The following is a 14,255-nucleotide window of genomic DNA, read 5'->3' as shown; positions in this document are numbered from 1 at the left end:
ACCCGGATCGTCACCGACCTGGCCGTGATCGACGTGACCGGGGACGGGCTCGAGCTGGTCGAGACCGCCCCCGGCGTCAGCGCGGACGAGGTCCGTGAGAAGACCGGGGCACCGCTGCACTGACTGCCGCAGCACTGACGCGGCGTGTGTGCGGTTCGGCGGGCCACGGACCGCCGAACCGGTTCACCGGGCCGCGGGTCCCGCGACGACGGGCATGCTCGTGAGCCCGCGGACCAGGCTCGACTCCCGGTAGGTCAGCTCCTCCGGGGCCACGGCCAGCGCCAGCTCCGGCCGCTGCTCGAGCAGCATCCCGATCGCCGCGCGGCCCTCGTTCCGGGCGAGCTGGGCCCCGAGGCAGAAGTGGATGCCGTGGCCGAAGAACACCCCGGCCGAAGAGTCCCGCCCGAGGTCCAGCTCCTCCGGACGCTCGGCCCACTCCGGGTCCCGGTTGGCCGCGGCCAGCCCGAGCATGACGGTCGACCCGGCCGGGATCGTCACGCCCGAGTAGGTCACGTCCTCGCTCGTGAACCGCATCGGGGCGTTCGACACCGGCGACTCGAACCGCAGGAACTCCTCGACCGCCGACGTGATCAGCGACGGATCGGCCGCCAGCTGCGCACGCTGCTCGGGATGGGTCAGCAGGGCGAGCACGCCGTTGCCGATGAGGTTCACCGTCGTCTCGTGCCCGGCGATCAGCAGCAGCATCGCCATCGCGACCAGCTCCTCGGACGAGAGCCGGTCACCGTCCTCGTCGCTGACCGCGAGCAGCGACGACAGCAGCGCCTCGTCGGGCTCGGTGCGCTTGCGCTCCAGCAGCTCGGTCAGGTAGCCGTGCAGCTTCCCCATCGCCGCGAACTTCTCCTCGGCCGGTGACTCGTCGACCATCACCGACGACCACGCCGAGAAGTCGTCCCGGTCCTCGGCCGGCACGCCGAGCAGCTCGCAGATCACCAGCACCGGGACCTGGAAGGCGTACTCGCGCATCAGGTCGACGGTGCCCTCGGACGGCAGCCGGTCCAGCAGCTCCTGGGCGATCTCCTCGACCCGCGGCCGCAGCTCGTTCATCCGGCGGACGGTGAACGACCGGCTCACCAGCTTGCGCAGCCGCGTGTGGTCCGGCGGGTCCATCAGGATCATCATCGGGGTGGGCGCGGCCGGCTGCCCCGCCCGCTGGTCCTCGGGCAGCGTGTAGCGCCAGTCCTTGCTGAGTCGCGGGTCGACGAACGCCTCGCGGACGTCGGCGTAGCGGGTGATCAGCCACGCCTCGCCGTCCGGCAGCGCGACCTTGCGCACCGGCTCCTCGTCGCGCAGCGCGGTGTACGCGGGGTGGGGGTCCTGCCAGAACGCACCCGAGAACAGGTCGTGCTGTTCGGTGCCGGTGGTGGTCAGCGCCATGCCCCCATGGTGCCAGCGCCGGGTAAGCGCTCGCTTACATCACCCGAATCGTGTGACCGAGCACACGGCGGGGTCCACCGCGACATCGCCGGGGGTCGCCCGCCCGAGGATCACCGACGCGGCCAGCGCGGCCAGCGCGGGCGCCGACTCGATACCGGACCCGCCCTGTCCCGCGACGAAATGGAACCCGGGATGGTCCGGCCACTCCCCCAGGACGGGTGCGCGGTCCGGGGCGAACGTCCGCAGGCCCGCCCAGGCGGTGCGCACCGACCGCAGCCCGAGCGTGGTGGCCTCGCCGACCCGGTCGAGGGCGAGCGCCACGTCGAGCTCGTCGGGCCGGGCGTCGCCGGGGTCCTGCGGGGTCTCGTCCGCCGGGGACACCAGGACGGTGTCGGCCTCGGGCTTGAGGTACCAGCGCTCGGCCGCGTCGGCGATCATCGGCAGCGGGGCGCCCCCGGGCGTCAGCACCGACGGGTCCGGCGCCGGGCAGGCGGCGATCGTCCGCCGGTACGGGGTGAGCCCCGCCCGCGGGACGCCCGCGAGCGCGGCGATCTCGTCGGCCCACGCCCCCGCGGCGTCGACGACGGCGCCGGCCCGGACGACGTGACCGGCGTCCGTCCGGACCACCCAGCCGGCGCCGTCGCGGGCCGGCTCGCACACCCGGGCCCCGCGCAGCACCGTCCCGCCACGGGCACGCAGGCCCCGGCGGTAGCCGTCGTGCAGGGCGGTGGCGTCGACGTCGGCCGCGTCGGCGACCCAGGCCGACGCACGCGGCGCCCGGCGCAGGACGGGTGCGCGCCGGAGCGCCTCCGCCGGCTCCAGCCCGACGGGGGCGCCCGGCTCGCCGCGCTGCTCGTCGAGCATGGCCTCGATCCCGGCCACGCCCGCGTCGTCGTCACCGAGGTGCAGCACCGGCCGCGGGGCGAGCAGCGGGGGCGTGCCGAGCTCCGCCTGCAGGCGGGCGAACCGCGGCCCGGAGGCGTCGATCAGCGCGCGGAACGGGCCCGCGCCGTGCCCGGGGATGTAGGTGGCCGCGGACCGTGCGGTCGAGTGCACCGGCATGTCGGACTCGGCCTCGAGCAGCACCACCGCGGCGTGCGCAGCCAGCTCGTAGGCCACCGAGACGCCGGCGATCCCGCCGCCGACGACCACCAGATCCGTCCCGTACTCGCGCTCGTCCACCACCCGGACGGTAGCCGCGGGAAAATCGGTGGCGGCCGGTGGCGGTGCTTCCTATCCTCGTCGCCATGCTGATCCGGTTCCTCTAGAGCGCCGCGGAGCACACTCCGCGTTCCTCGCCGCCGGCCCGTGACGTCGACCTCCGGGCCCGGAACCGATCCTGCGCGCGGTCGCGCGCCCGTTCCGGAACACGTCACCGGCCCCTCGTGTCCCCGACGACCCGCACCCGTCGCGGGTGCTTCATCCACACAGGAGGCCCGTATGCGCACCACCAGCCCGCTTTCCACCCGGCCGGAGCACACCGGCGACACGGTGGTCCGTCCCGCCCCGGCCGGCACCGACGCAGCGCAGGCCGCAGGCCCCGTCGCCGGGGGCGGTGCCACGCCGCGACCGGCGAACCGTGCCGAGCGCCGCGCGGCGCGGCGCGGCCGCAGCACGGCGACCGACACCGGCCCGGCGGCTCCGCGCCACGCCGGGCCGGCGCCGCACGCGAAACCCGCGCACGTCCGCACGGACTTCGCGGCCCGCCGGACCGGCTGATCCCCTTCCGGGACCGTGCCCGTGGTCGACGCCCGGGTACGGTCCCGGCCGGGTACACCGCGTGCGAGGCTGGACGGCGTGACCGTCACCGTCTGGTGGGCCGCCCCGACCGATCCGGTGTCCCGGCCCGACCTCGTCGCCCTGCTCGACGAGCACGAGCGCACGCGGATGGCCGCGTTCCGCCGCGCGGAGGATCGCGCCCGCTACCTGGCCGCGCACGCGCTCACCCGCCTGGTGCTGGCCTCGCACCTCGACCTCGACATCGACCCTGCCGCCCTCGACCTGGACCGCACCTGCGACTGCGGCAAGCCGCACGGCAAGCCGCGGCTGGCCGGGCGGCCCGACGACCCGGGCTTCTCGCTCACCCACTCCGGCGGGCTGGTCGGGGTCGCACTCGGGGCCGGCCCGGTCGGGGTGGACGTCGAGCGGCACCGCCCGCTCTCCGATCTGGACGGCCTCGCCCGGCACGCGCTCTCCGCGGCCGAGCGGGACGCCGCGCTGCCCGGCGCCGAGGGCTTCCTGATCACCTGGACCCGCAAGGAAGCCCTGCTCAAGGCGACCGGGACCGGGCTGGCGAGCCCGATGGACGCGATCACCCTGTCCGCCCCGGGCACGCCCGCCCAGGTGCTGGACTGGCCGGACGCCGGTGGCCCCTGGTGGGTGGCCGACGTCGCCACCCCGCACGACGATCACCCCGGCGCGGTCGCGGGCGCCGGGCCGGTCGCCCCGGTGATCACGGTCGCGGACGGCGACGCCGTCCTGTCGGTGGTCCGGGGCACCATGAGCCGGTGACCCGGCCCGAGCGCAGCACCGGCGGGACGAGCCTCGACACCACCACGGCGGGCTCGGCCCGCTGGGTCCTGCACCTGGACATGGACGCGTTCTTCGCGTCCGTCGAGCAGCTCACCCGCCCGACGCTGGCCGACCGCCCGGTGCTCGTCGGCGGTGCCGGCCCGCGGGGCGTCGTCGCGGGCGCCAGCTACCAGGCACGCGTGTTCGGGGCGCGGTCGGCGATGCCGATGGGCCAGGCCCGGCGCCGCTGCCCGCACGCGACCGTGCTGCCGCCGCGGTTCCCGTTGTACAAGGCGATCTCGGACGAGGTCATGGGTGTGCTCGCCGAGTTCTCCCCGGTGCTGGAACCGGTGTCGGTGGACGAGGCGTTCATCGAGCCGCCGGCGCTGGCCGGCGCGTCACCGTCGGATGTCGAGGAGTTCGGGACGGCCCTGCGCGCGGCCGTGCGGGACCGCACCGGGCTGCCGGCATCGGTCGGGGCCGGCTCGGGCAAGCAGATCGCCAAGATCGCCTCCGAGCTGGCCAAGCCGGACGGCCTGCGGGTGGTCGCCCACGCCGAGCAGGACGACGTGCTCGCCCCGCTGCCGGTGCGGTCGCTGTGGGGCATCGGGCCGGTGTCCGGCGAGGCTCTGCGGAAGATCGGGATCGAGACGATCGGGCAGCTCGCCGCGATGGACGGGCGCGAGGTCGCCGGCGTCCTCGGCACCGCGATGGGTACCGAGCTGCACCGCCTGGCCCGCGGGATCGACGACCGCCCGGTCGCCCCGCGCGGAGCGGCCAAGCAGATCAGTGCGGAGACGACGTTCGACACCGACCTGACGACGATGACCGCGGTGCACGAGGCCGTGGAGTCGATCTGCGTGGCGGTGCACCGGCGGCTGGTCGCCGACGGCCGGGCCGCCCGCACCGTGACCGTCAAGGCCCGGACCGGGGACTTCCAGACCCACACCCGGTCCGAGACGACGCCGTTCCCCAGCCGCGAGCTGTCCACGCTGTCGGCGGTGGCGCGGCGGCTCGCCGACGCGGCCGTCGGCGAGGGCGGGGTGCGGCTGCTCGGGGTGTCGGTGTCCGGCTTCGGCGAGGAGCCGCCGCTGGCGCTGTTCGACGCGGTGCCCTCCGACGAGGGCTGGACGGCGGCACCCGCACCACCGGACGACACGGGGCTCGCCGGCACTGAGCCCGGCGCCCCAGCACCCGGCGACCCAGCACTCGACGAACCAGCACTCGGGGACCCGGCACCCGGCGGCGCAGCACCCGGTGATCCGGCACTCGATGACCTGGCGCTCGACAGCACGGGCCTCGACGATCCGGCCCCCGGCAGCACAGCGCTCGACGACCCGGCACCCGGTGGCGGCACAGCACTCGGCGGCACAGCACTCGGTGATCCGGCGCCCGGTGATCCGGCACTCGGCGGCACGGACCTCGCCGGGACCGCGCCCGGCGGCCCGGCACCCGACGGCCGGACCGTCGTCACCGCCACCCCGGTCGCCCCCGCCGCACCGGAGATCGGCCCCGGCCCCACCCGCTGGTACCGGGACCCGGATCCGGAGCGTCCGTGGCGGGCAGGCGACGACGCCCACCACCGCGAGCACGGGCACGGCTGGGTGCAGGGCGCGGGCCACGGCCGCGTCACCGTGCGCTTCGAGACGGTGTGGACCGGTCCCGGGCGCACGCGCACGCTCGACGCCGCCGACCCGGACCTCACCCGGGCGGACCCGCTGCACAGCTGGCGCCCCGCCCCCTGACCGGCGCGAACCGGGCGGTGCGGGCGCCGGTCAGCCCAGCGGGCTGCGGCGGGGCGGCGCCACCCGGGTGCCGGCGCGGACGCGGACCTCCAGGCCGGGTGCCGTACGGCCGAGCCCGTCGAGCACCGCGCCCAGCGCGACGTCCCTCGACGGGTCCCCCGCCACCAGCAACACGCCGGTGCCCGCCGGATCGGAGGTCGCCCACGCGGTGACGCGGGAGACACCGTCGCGGGGTGTGATCCGCTCGACCCGCCACGCCTCGGCGTAGAACAGGGCCACCGACTCGGGCCCGTGCGGGAAGGCGAAGACGGTGTCGGCGTCGGCGAGCAGATTCTCGACACCCTGCCCGGCCGGCACGCTCCCGTCGGCCGGCTCGGTACCGAGCACGATCAGGACGGGGTGCACGTCGTCACGCATCGCAGGCCTCCTCGAGGGTCCTCGCCCTCACCAGTGGGAACTCCGCGACGACGGCCAGTATCCTGGCTCACGGATCGACGCGCGTCCCCGGCCTTCCCGCCCGTGCGGGGCCGTGGCCGTGGGGTGGGGACGCGCTCCCCGATGACAGTGGCGGGACCGCGCCGGACTCGCACCGGCTTCCTGCACCGTCGTCGTCGGTCAGCCCATCACGCGGCGGTCCAGGGGTCAACCGGAGCTGTCCGAGGCCACATCCGGGCCACCGACGGGCGCCTCGAGACCGGCGACCGGACCGATCACGATGATCGCCGGCGGGCTGATCCCCTCGCGGTCGGCGACCTCCTCGGCGGTCTCCAGGGTGGCGCGGACGCTGCGCTCGATGCGGGTGGTGCCGTCCTGCACGATCAGCACCGGTGTCTCCGGCGGGCGGCCGTGGGTGATCAGGACGTCGGCGAACCGGCCGAGCCGCTCGACGGCCATCATGAGCACGATCGTGCCGCTCATCCGGCCCAGCGCGGCCCAGTCGGTGAGGCTGCGCGGGTCCCCCGGCGCGACGTGCCCGGACACGACGACGATCTCGTGGGCGACCCCGCGGTGACTGACCGGCGTCCCGGCGACCGCGGGCGCGGCGAACGCGCTGGTGATGCCCGGGACGACGGTGACCGGCACCCCGGCCGCCGCGCACGCCTGGACCTCCTCGAAGCCACGGCCGTAGACGAACGGGTCGCCGCCCTTCAGCCGGACGACGAACCGCCCCGCCCGCGCGTGCTCGATCAGCAGCTCGTTGATCTTCTCCTGGGCCATCGCACGGCCGTAGGGGATCTTGGAGGCGTCGATGACCTCGACGTCCGCCGAGAGCTCGTCCATCAGGTCGCGCGGCCCGAGCCGGTCGGCGACGACGACCTGGGCCCGCGACAGCATCCGGCGGCCGCGCACGGTGATCAGCTCGGGGTCCCCGGGCCCGCCGCCCACCAGGGCGACGCCGGGCGCCGGGGCCTCGGCGTCCTCGTCGACCACGCCCGCCTGCAGCGCCTCGACCAGCGCGGTCCGCACCGCGGCCGAACGACGGTGCGCGCCCCGGGCGAGGACGGCGACGGTGAGCCCGTCGTACGCACCGGTGGCCGGGGTGGCGGCCGTGCCGCGAGACCCGTCGTCGGCGCGGACGCAGAAGACCCGGTTCCGCTCGGCCTCCACGAGGATCGCCTCGTTGACCGCCGGGTCGTCGGTGGCGGCGATGGCGTACCAGGCGCCCTCGAGATCACCGTCGGTGTAGCGGCGGGCGGTCCAGGTGATCTCCCCGGCCGAGGCCATGCCCTCGACGGCCGGGGTGACCTCCGGCGAGACGACCTCGACGACCGCTCCGGCGGCGATCAGGCGGGCGACGCGGCGCTGGGCGACCCGCCCCCCGCCGACGACGACCACCCGCCGGCCGGACAGGTCCAGGCCGACCAGGTACTGCTCGTGCTGCGCGCTCAACGGCGTTCCTTCCCCGGGGGTCCGCGCCCGGCCGTGGTTCGTCGCGCCGGCGGCGAGGTCCGGCTCCCGCGCCCACGGGCGCGGTCACGGTGGCGGGACCGCCCCGGACTCGCACCGGGTTCCCACGCGACGGCGACGACCGAGGATAGCCAGCAGGGCATGCGTGTCCGAGGGATCGGAGGTCTTCCCCACACCCGAACGTCCCCCTCGGTCCGGTTCGCCCGGTTCCGATCACCCTCCCGGGTGCGGCGGAAAGGGGCGCGCCGGTCCGGGACGCCGGCGGGCGACGGCGACCGTGACGCCGTCGCCGGCGGTCTTGGGGACCACCAGCTCCGCGCCCGGCCCGGCGGCGAGCAGGGCGGCGGCCTCGGCGACGGCCGGTGTCCCCGTGGCGGCCGTGACCCGATCGTCCGGGGTCGGGACCGCGACGGCGGCGAGCTCCGCGGGCGGGTAGCCGCGCGGGGTCCGGGGCGCGACGGCCGCAACCAGCCCCGGCTCGGACGTCCGCCGGTCCAGGGTGGCGACGACCGCGTCGTCCAGGTCCAGGCCGTGCTCCCCGGCGACCCGCCGCAGCAGCTCACGGACCGCACACTCCGGCCGGCCGGGCCGCAGCCCGATCCCGACGGCGAGGGCCGCCCCCGCCGGCGCAGCGCTCACCGGCCGGGGGTCGGAGCGTGCGGCAGCCGAGTCCGGGCCTCCGCAGCCGGTGATCACCCGGCGGCCGCGGCGAACCGCGCCACGGCACCGGGCACGCCGGCCGGGTGGGTGTGCAGGAACGACGCGTGCACCCCGCCCGCGACGTGGCCCTCGGGCTCGCCACCGCGCCACGCCCACGCCGGCGCCGCCCCGGCCCGCGGGGTCACCGCGCACCGGTGGAACTCGTGCGCGGCCACCCGGGCGCCGGCCGGGAACAGCGGTGATCCGGAGACGGCGACCGCCTCGCGGTAGCCGAGGGTGAGCCGCGGCGTCATGGCGGCGGTGGCATCGAGGACCCCGCACATCGGTGTGCCGTCCAGCTCGCGGCACAGGTAGAGCAGCCCGCCGCACTCGGCGTGCACCGGCGCCCCGGACGCGGCCAGCCGCGCCACCTCCGCCCGCAGCGCGGCGTTCTCGCCGAGCGCGCCGACGTGCTCCTCGGGGAACCCGCCGGGCAGCACGAGCGCGGCCGTCCGCTCCGGCAACGCGGTGTCCCGCAACGGATCGAAGGTGACGACCTCGGCGCCGGCCGCGGCGAGCAGCTCCGCGTGCTCGGCGTACCCGAACCCGAACGCGGGCCCGCCGGCGAGCGCGACGACCGGCCGGCCCCGGGCGCCGTCCCGCGCCCCGGCAGCCGATACCCCGCCGCCCGGTGTCCTGACGTCCGGTGCCCCGACGCCTCCCCCGGCACCCTCCGATGCCCCGAGGGGCCCCCTGGTGGCGCTCGGCGCCCCGAGGGTGCCCCCGGGAGCACCCGGGCCGGGACCGGGGCCGGGGCCGGGAGCGAGGCCCGGTGCCCCGAGGGTGCCCCTGGGGGCGGTAGGCGCGGTGGCGAGCTCCCCGGAGGCAGCGGCGATCTCGGCGACGGGGTCCCAGGCCGGGCCGTCCGGGAGCGGCCGGGCGAGCGCCCGCACCGCGTCCAGGTCGACGTGCGCGGCGACCAGATCGGCCATCGCGTCCACCGCGGCGATCGCGGCGGCGCCGTGCTCGGCGGCGGTGACCAGGCCCAGGTGCCGGGACGGCACGGCCAGCTCGGCCCGGCGCGGCAGCGCCCCGAGCACCGGCAGCCCGACCTCCTCGGCTGCGGCCCGGCACACCTCGGTGTGCCGCTCGGAGCCGACCCGGTTCAGGATCACGCCCGCGACCTGCACGCGCCCGGGCACGCCCGGGTCGAACGAGCGGAACCCGTGCAGCAGCGCGGCGAGCGAGCGGGACTGGCCGCGGACGTCGACCACCAGCACCACCGGTGCGCCCAGCTCGGCCGCGACCTGCGCGGTGGACCCGGCACCGTCGGCGACCCGGCCGTCGAACAGCCCCATCACACCCTCGACGACGGCGATGTCGGCCCCGGCGGCACCGTGCCGGGCCAGCGGCGCGATCCGGTCGGGGCCCTGCAGCACGACGTCGAGGTTCCGGCCCGGACGCCCGGTGGCCAGGCCGTGGTAACCGGGGTCGATGTAGTCCGGGCCGACCTTGAACGGGGCGACCCGGGTGCCGCGCCGGTGCAGCGCCGCCATGAGCCCGGTGGCCACGGTGGTCTTGCCGCTGCCCGAGGCGGGCGCGGCGATCACGACCGAGCGGGCCGTCACCGCGCCCACCCGCTCACCACTCGATCCCCCGCTGCCCCTTCTGCCCGGCGTCCATCGGGTGCTTGATCTTCGAGGTCTCCATCACGAGGTCGGCGGCGTCGATCAGCGCCTGCGGGGCGTCCCGGCCGGTGATGATCACGTGCTGGTGGCCGGGCCGGTTCGTCAGCGCCTCCACGACCTCGTCGACGTCGATCCAGCCCCACTTCAGCGGGTAGGTGAACTCGTCGAGCACGTAGACGCCGTGGCGCTCGTCGGCCAGCCGGCGGCGGATCTCGGCCCAGCCCTCGCGGGCGTCGTCGGCGTGGTCGGTCTCGTCGCCCTTCTTCCGCGACCAGGACCAGCCCGAACCCATCTTGTGCCACTCGACGGGCCCGCCCTGCCCGGTCTGCTCGTGCACCGTCCCGAGCGCGCGGAACGCCTCCTCCTCGCCGACCTTCCACTTGGCCGACTTCACGAACTGGAACACGCCGATCGACCAGCCCTGGTTCCAGCCGCGCAGCGCCATCCCGAACGCCGCCGTCGACTTCCCCTTCATCACGCCGGTGTGCACCACCAGCAGCGGCCGGTTGCGGCGCTGGCGGGTGGTCAGCCCGTCGTCCGGGGTGACGCTCACCTGTCCCTGTGGCACGGCTCGTTCTCCCTTCAGGCCGCGACGGCGGACCGTGCGGTGCGCACGACGTCCCCCACGCTGTCGGCGGTCAGCTCGTCGAGGGTCACGCGGTCCCCGCCGGCCGCGGCGGCCAGCGGTGCGGCCAGGCCGAGCCGGACGTGTCCGCTCTCGCAGTCGACGACGACGGTGTGCACCCCGTCGGCGGCCAGCAGCCCGGCGGCGCGACGCGCGTCGGCCACCGCGTCCCCGCCCTCGCGGGCCGCGACCGTGGCCCGGCCGTCGGTGAGCAGGACCAGCAGCGGGCGGCGCCGCGGGTCGCGCCGGCGCTCGGCGGTGAGCACGGCCCGCGCCTTGAGCAGGCCCTCGGCCAGCGGGGTGCGCCCGCCGGTGCGCAGCTTCGCCAGGCGTTGCTGCGCGGTCGGGACCGACGACGTCGGCGGCAGTGCCAGCTCCGCGGCCCGGCCCCGGAACGTCACCAGCCCGACCTTGTCGCGGCGCTGGTAGGCGTCGCGGAGCAGGCCGAGGACGGCGCCGGACACGGCCGTCATCCGCTTGCGGACGGCCATCGACCCGGACGCGTCGACGACGAACAGCACCAGGTTCCCCTCGCGCCCCTCGCGCTGGGCGCGGCGCAGGTCGGTGCGGTGTACCAGCAGGCCGGGCCCGTTGCGCCCGCGTTCGGCCTGGTGCGGGGCGGCGGCGAGCACGGTCGCCGGGAGGTGCAGGTCCGCGGCCCGGGTCGCGCCGGAGCCCGCGGGGCGCACGACGCGGCCGGTGTCGGTGCGGGCCCGCGAGCGCCGCCCGGGTGCGCCCGCGCCCAGTCCCGGAACGGTGAACCTGCGGACCGTGGCGCGGTGCAGCCGGGCCGTGTCCCCGAGGACGACGGCACGGCCCTCGCCCCCGTCGCCCCCGGCCCGCGGGTCACTGTCGGCGGTGTCGGGTGCCTCCGGCACGTCCGGTGCCTCGGGGGCGTCCCCGTCCGGTGCCTCCGGGGGGTCGTTCGTGGCGTCCTGCGCCCCGGGGGTGCCCCTCGGGGCACTCCCGTCGGAGTCGGCGGCCCCGGAGGCCCCGGGGGCCCCGGAGTTCTCGGGGGGCTCGGCGTCCCCGGACTCGTCGGCGTCGGAGGACGCGTCCGGGGAACCGGGGTCCGAGCCCCCGTCCGGGCCGGAGCCGTCGGGGCCGGGGTCGTCGGGGCCGTCCGGGCCGTCGTCAGGATCCTCCGGGCCCAGGTCCTCCTCGGCGTCGCGCAGGGCCTCCTCGAGATCCTTCTCGTCGAGACCCGGCTCGTCGAACGGGTCCCGACGGCGCCGGTGCGGCAGTGCGAGGCGGGCGGCGACACGGACGTCGTCCTCGGTGACCGCGCTGCGGCCCGCCCACGCGGCGTGCGCCGCGGCCGCCCGCGAGATGACCAGGTCGGCGCGCATGCCGTCGACGTCGAACCGGGCACAGACGAACGCGATCCGGCGCAGCTCGCGGTCGGACACCCGCACCGAGCCGACCCGCGCGCGGGCGTCCCGCAGCCGTGCGGCGGTGTCGGCCTCGGCACCGGCGAAGCGCGCGGCGAACCCGGCCGGGTCGTCCTCGAACTCCATCCGGCGGCGGGTGACCTCGACCCGGGTGCCGACGTCGCGCGAGGCCCGCACCTCCACGGTCAGCCCGAACCGGTCGAGCAGCTGCGGGCGCAGCTCCCCCTCCTCCGGGTTCATCGTCCCGACCAGCAGGAACCGGGCCGCGTGCGACACCGAGACGCCGTCGCGCTCGACGTGGGCGCGGCCCATCGCCGCCGCGTCCAGCAGCAGGTCGACCAGGTGGTCGTGCAGCAGGTTGACCTCGTCGACGTAGAGCACGCCGCGGTGCGCGTCGGCGAGCAGGCCGGGCTGGTAGGCACGCCTGCCCTCGGACAGCGCGCGTTCCAGGTCCAGCGAGCCGACCAGCCGGTCCTCGGTCGCGCCGACCGGCAGCTCGACCAGCGTCGCCGGCCGCGCCCCCGACGCGGCCCCCGCCGGGTGCGGCCCGTCCGGGCAGTCCGGGTCCGGGGCCGCCGGGTCGCAGCCGAAGCGGCAGCCGTCGACGACGTCGAGATCGGGCAGCAGCGCGGCCAGCGCCCGCACGGCCGTCGACTTCGCGGTGCCCTTCTCGCCGCGGACCAGGACGCCACCGACCCCCGGGTGGACGGCGTTGAGCAGCAGCGCCAGTCGCAGGTCGTCGTGCCCGACGACGGCGGAGAACGGGAACCTCGGGGAGCTCACGGAAGTGCGCACCCGGGCGAGGCTGCCAGACCGGAGGCCAGCACCGGGAGGTCCGCCGCAGGACCGTGTCCGATCACATGTTCAAGTGTCGACGTATCGAGATGATGTTCGACCAGGTCGGCCAGCAGATCCAGCTGACGGGTCCGTTCGTCCGCGAACGACGTGTCCTCCGCCACCCGGAACCCGGTCCGGCCAGCCTCGGCCGCGAGCCGGCTCAGCAGCAGGCGGCGGAACCCGTCGTTCTCGGCGATCCCGTGCCAGTGCGTGCCGAGGACGTTCCCGCGGTCGCTGCCCTCCTCGCCCACGAACCCCGGGTCCCCGGACCGGCGCACCCGGCCGTGATGGATCTCGTAGCCGGTCACCGGCTCGCCCCAGGCCGTGGCCGCCGGGGTGGCGAGCTGCTTGACCGGGTCGAACGCGATCTCCAGGTCCAGCAGGCCGAGACCGTCGACCCGGGTCCCGGGCTCGGCCTCGGCGCCGTCGGGGTCGCTGATCGAGCGGCCCAGCATCTGGTAGCCGCCGCAGATGCCCAGCACCGGCCGGCCGGTCGCGGCGTGGGCCAGGACGGCGTCGGCCATCCCGGACGAGCGCAGCCAGGCCAGGTCGGTGACGGTGGACTTCGACCCGGGTAGCACGACGACGTCGGTGTCGGCGATCCGGGACGGTTCGGTCACGTAGCGCACGGCCACCCCCGGCTCGCAGGCCAGCGCCTCGGCGTCGGTGGCGTTGGAGATTCGCGGGAAGCGGACGACCGACACCCGAAGCCACTGCTCCCCACGCGGCGGGGCGGGGCGGCCGAGGACGCCGTCGGCGACCGCCGAGAGCGAGTCCTCGGCATCGAGCCAGAGTCCCTCGGCGAACGGGAGCACGCCCAGGGTCGGCCGTCCGGTCAGCGCCCGCAGCTGCTCCAGGCCGGGGTCGAGCAGACGCGGGTCTCCCCGGAACTTGTTGATCACGAAGCCGGTGATCAGGGCCTGGTCGGCGGGCTCGAGGACGGCGAGGGTCCCGAACAGGTGCGCGAGCACGCCGCCGCGGTCGATGTCACCGACGACGAGCACCGGCATCCCGGCGCGCCGGGCGAGGCCCATGTTGGCCAGGTCGGTGGACCGCAGGTTGATCTCGGCGGGCGACCCGGCGCCCTCGCAGACGACGACGTCGTAGCGGCGCCGCAGCCCGGCCAGCGAGTCCGCGACGACCTCGGCCAGCGCGGCCGTCCGGTGCCGGTAGGACAGCGCCGATACCTGCCCGTCGGCCCGGCCCCGCACCACGACCTGCGAGGTCCGGTCGCCGCCCGGCTTGAGCAGCACCGGGTTGAGGTCGACGCCGGGCGTGATCCCGCACGCGTGGGCCTGCATGGCCTGGGCCCGCCCGATCTCGCCACCGTCCGGCGTGACCACGGAGTTGTTGCTCATGTTCTGCGCCTTGAACGGCGCCACCGACACCCCGCGCCGGTGCAGCCACCGGCAGATCCCGGCGACGACGGCGCTCTTGCCCGCGTCCGACGTCGTCCCGGCGACCAGCACCGCTCCACGCACCACCACGGCGCCCAGTATCGCCACCGGGATCGCGG

At 76.5% G+C, this 14,255-nt stretch carries 12 protein-coding genes and 1 riboswitch; of the genes, 3 read left to right on the top strand and 9 right to left on the bottom strand.

Annotation, left to right across the window (positions count from 1 at the left end):
* Positions 1 to 183: 183 nt before the first annotated feature.
* Both BM093_RS27980 and BM093_RS27975 read right to left on the bottom strand, forming a co-directional pair.
* Complete coding sequence (locus BM093_RS27980) at positions 184 to 1,395, bottom strand: cytochrome P450 family protein (RefSeq protein ID WP_093352816.1); 1,212 nt, start codon at positions 1,393 to 1,395, stop codon at positions 184 to 186.
* A gap of 39 nt (positions 1,396 to 1,434) precedes the next feature.
* Positions 1,435 to 2,577, bottom strand: a complete 1,143-nt coding sequence (locus BM093_RS27975; RefSeq protein ID WP_177238747.1) for an NAD(P)/FAD-dependent oxidoreductase — start codon at positions 2,575 to 2,577, stop codon at positions 1,435 to 1,437.
* A gap of 258 nt (positions 2,578 to 2,835) precedes the next feature.
* Between BM093_RS27975 and BM093_RS27970 the strand changes: the two genes are divergently transcribed.
* The 3 genes from BM093_RS27970 to BM093_RS37605 all read left to right on the top strand — a co-directional run bounded on the left by BM093_RS27970 (position 2,836) and on the right by BM093_RS37605 (position 5,651).
* A complete protein-coding gene (locus tag BM093_RS27970) occupies positions 2,836 to 3,114 on the top strand; it encodes a hypothetical protein (RefSeq protein WP_093352806.1) in 279 nt (92 codons plus the stop codon).
* A gap of 78 nt (positions 3,115 to 3,192) precedes the next feature.
* Positions 3,193 to 3,906 (top strand): 4'-phosphopantetheinyl transferase family protein, encoded by a 714-nt coding sequence (locus BM093_RS27965; protein ID WP_245773852.1) that lies wholly within the window; start codon positions 3,193 to 3,195, stop codon positions 3,904 to 3,906.
* Positions 3,903 to 5,651, top strand: a complete 1,749-nt coding sequence (locus tag BM093_RS37605; RefSeq protein WP_245773851.1) for a DNA polymerase IV — start codon at positions 3,903 to 3,905, stop codon at positions 5,649 to 5,651. Before BM093_RS27965 ends, BM093_RS37605 begins: the two co-directional genes overlap by 4 nt.
* A gap of 30 nt (positions 5,652 to 5,681) precedes the next feature.
* On the opposite strand, the gene BM093_RS27955 is transcribed toward BM093_RS37605, so the two are convergent.
* From BM093_RS27955 to BM093_RS27925, 7 genes are all read right to left on the bottom strand, one after another.
* Positions 5,682 to 6,068, bottom strand: coding sequence for a hypothetical protein (locus BM093_RS27955; protein ID WP_093352801.1), 387 nt, complete (start codon positions 6,066 to 6,068; stop codon positions 5,682 to 5,684).
* 35 nt (positions 6,069 to 6,103) lie between these two features.
* Positions 6,104 to 6,273: riboswitch (cobalamin riboswitch) on the bottom strand.
* Between the two features lie 20 nt (positions 6,274 to 6,293).
* On the bottom strand, positions 6,294 to 7,541 hold the full coding sequence (gene cobA, locus BM093_RS27950; protein WP_093352796.1) for a uroporphyrinogen-III C-methyltransferase: 1,248 nt from the start codon (positions 7,539 to 7,541) through the stop codon (positions 6,294 to 6,296).
* 231 nt (positions 7,542 to 7,772) lie between these two features.
* Complete coding sequence (locus tag BM093_RS27945) at positions 7,773 to 8,198, bottom strand: cobalamin biosynthesis protein (RefSeq protein ID WP_177238746.1); 426 nt, start codon at positions 8,196 to 8,198, stop codon at positions 7,773 to 7,775.
* A 53-nt stretch (positions 8,199 to 8,251) separates the two neighbouring features.
* Positions 8,252 to 9,835 (bottom strand): cobyrinic acid a,c-diamide synthase CobB, encoded by a 1,584-nt coding sequence (locus BM093_RS27940; protein WP_245773850.1) that lies wholly within the window; start codon positions 9,833 to 9,835, stop codon positions 8,252 to 8,254.
* Positions 9,836 to 9,839: 4 nt separating this feature from the next.
* A complete protein-coding gene (cobO, locus tag BM093_RS27935) occupies positions 9,840 to 10,454 on the bottom strand; it encodes a cob(I)yrinic acid a,c-diamide adenosyltransferase (protein WP_093352792.1) in 615 nt (204 codons plus the stop codon).
* A 14-nt stretch (positions 10,455 to 10,468) separates the two neighbouring features.
* A complete protein-coding gene (locus BM093_RS27930; protein ID WP_245773849.1) occupies positions 10,469 to 12,697 on the bottom strand; it encodes a putative cobaltochelatase in 2,229 nt (742 codons plus the stop codon).
* Positions 12,682 to 14,220 (bottom strand): cobyric acid synthase, encoded by a 1,539-nt coding sequence (locus BM093_RS27925; RefSeq protein WP_093352847.1) that lies wholly within the window; start codon positions 14,218 to 14,220, stop codon positions 12,682 to 12,684. Before BM093_RS27925 ends, BM093_RS27930 begins: the two co-directional genes overlap by 16 nt.
* Positions 14,221 to 14,255 lie beyond the last annotated feature (35 nt).

The sequence above is a fragment of the Pseudonocardia ammonioxydans genome, from assembly GCF_900115005.1.
Lineage (GTDB): Bacteria > Actinomycetota > Actinomycetes > Mycobacteriales > Pseudonocardiaceae > Pseudonocardia > Pseudonocardia ammonioxydans.
This window is presented reverse-complemented; position numbering and strand designations above follow the sequence as displayed.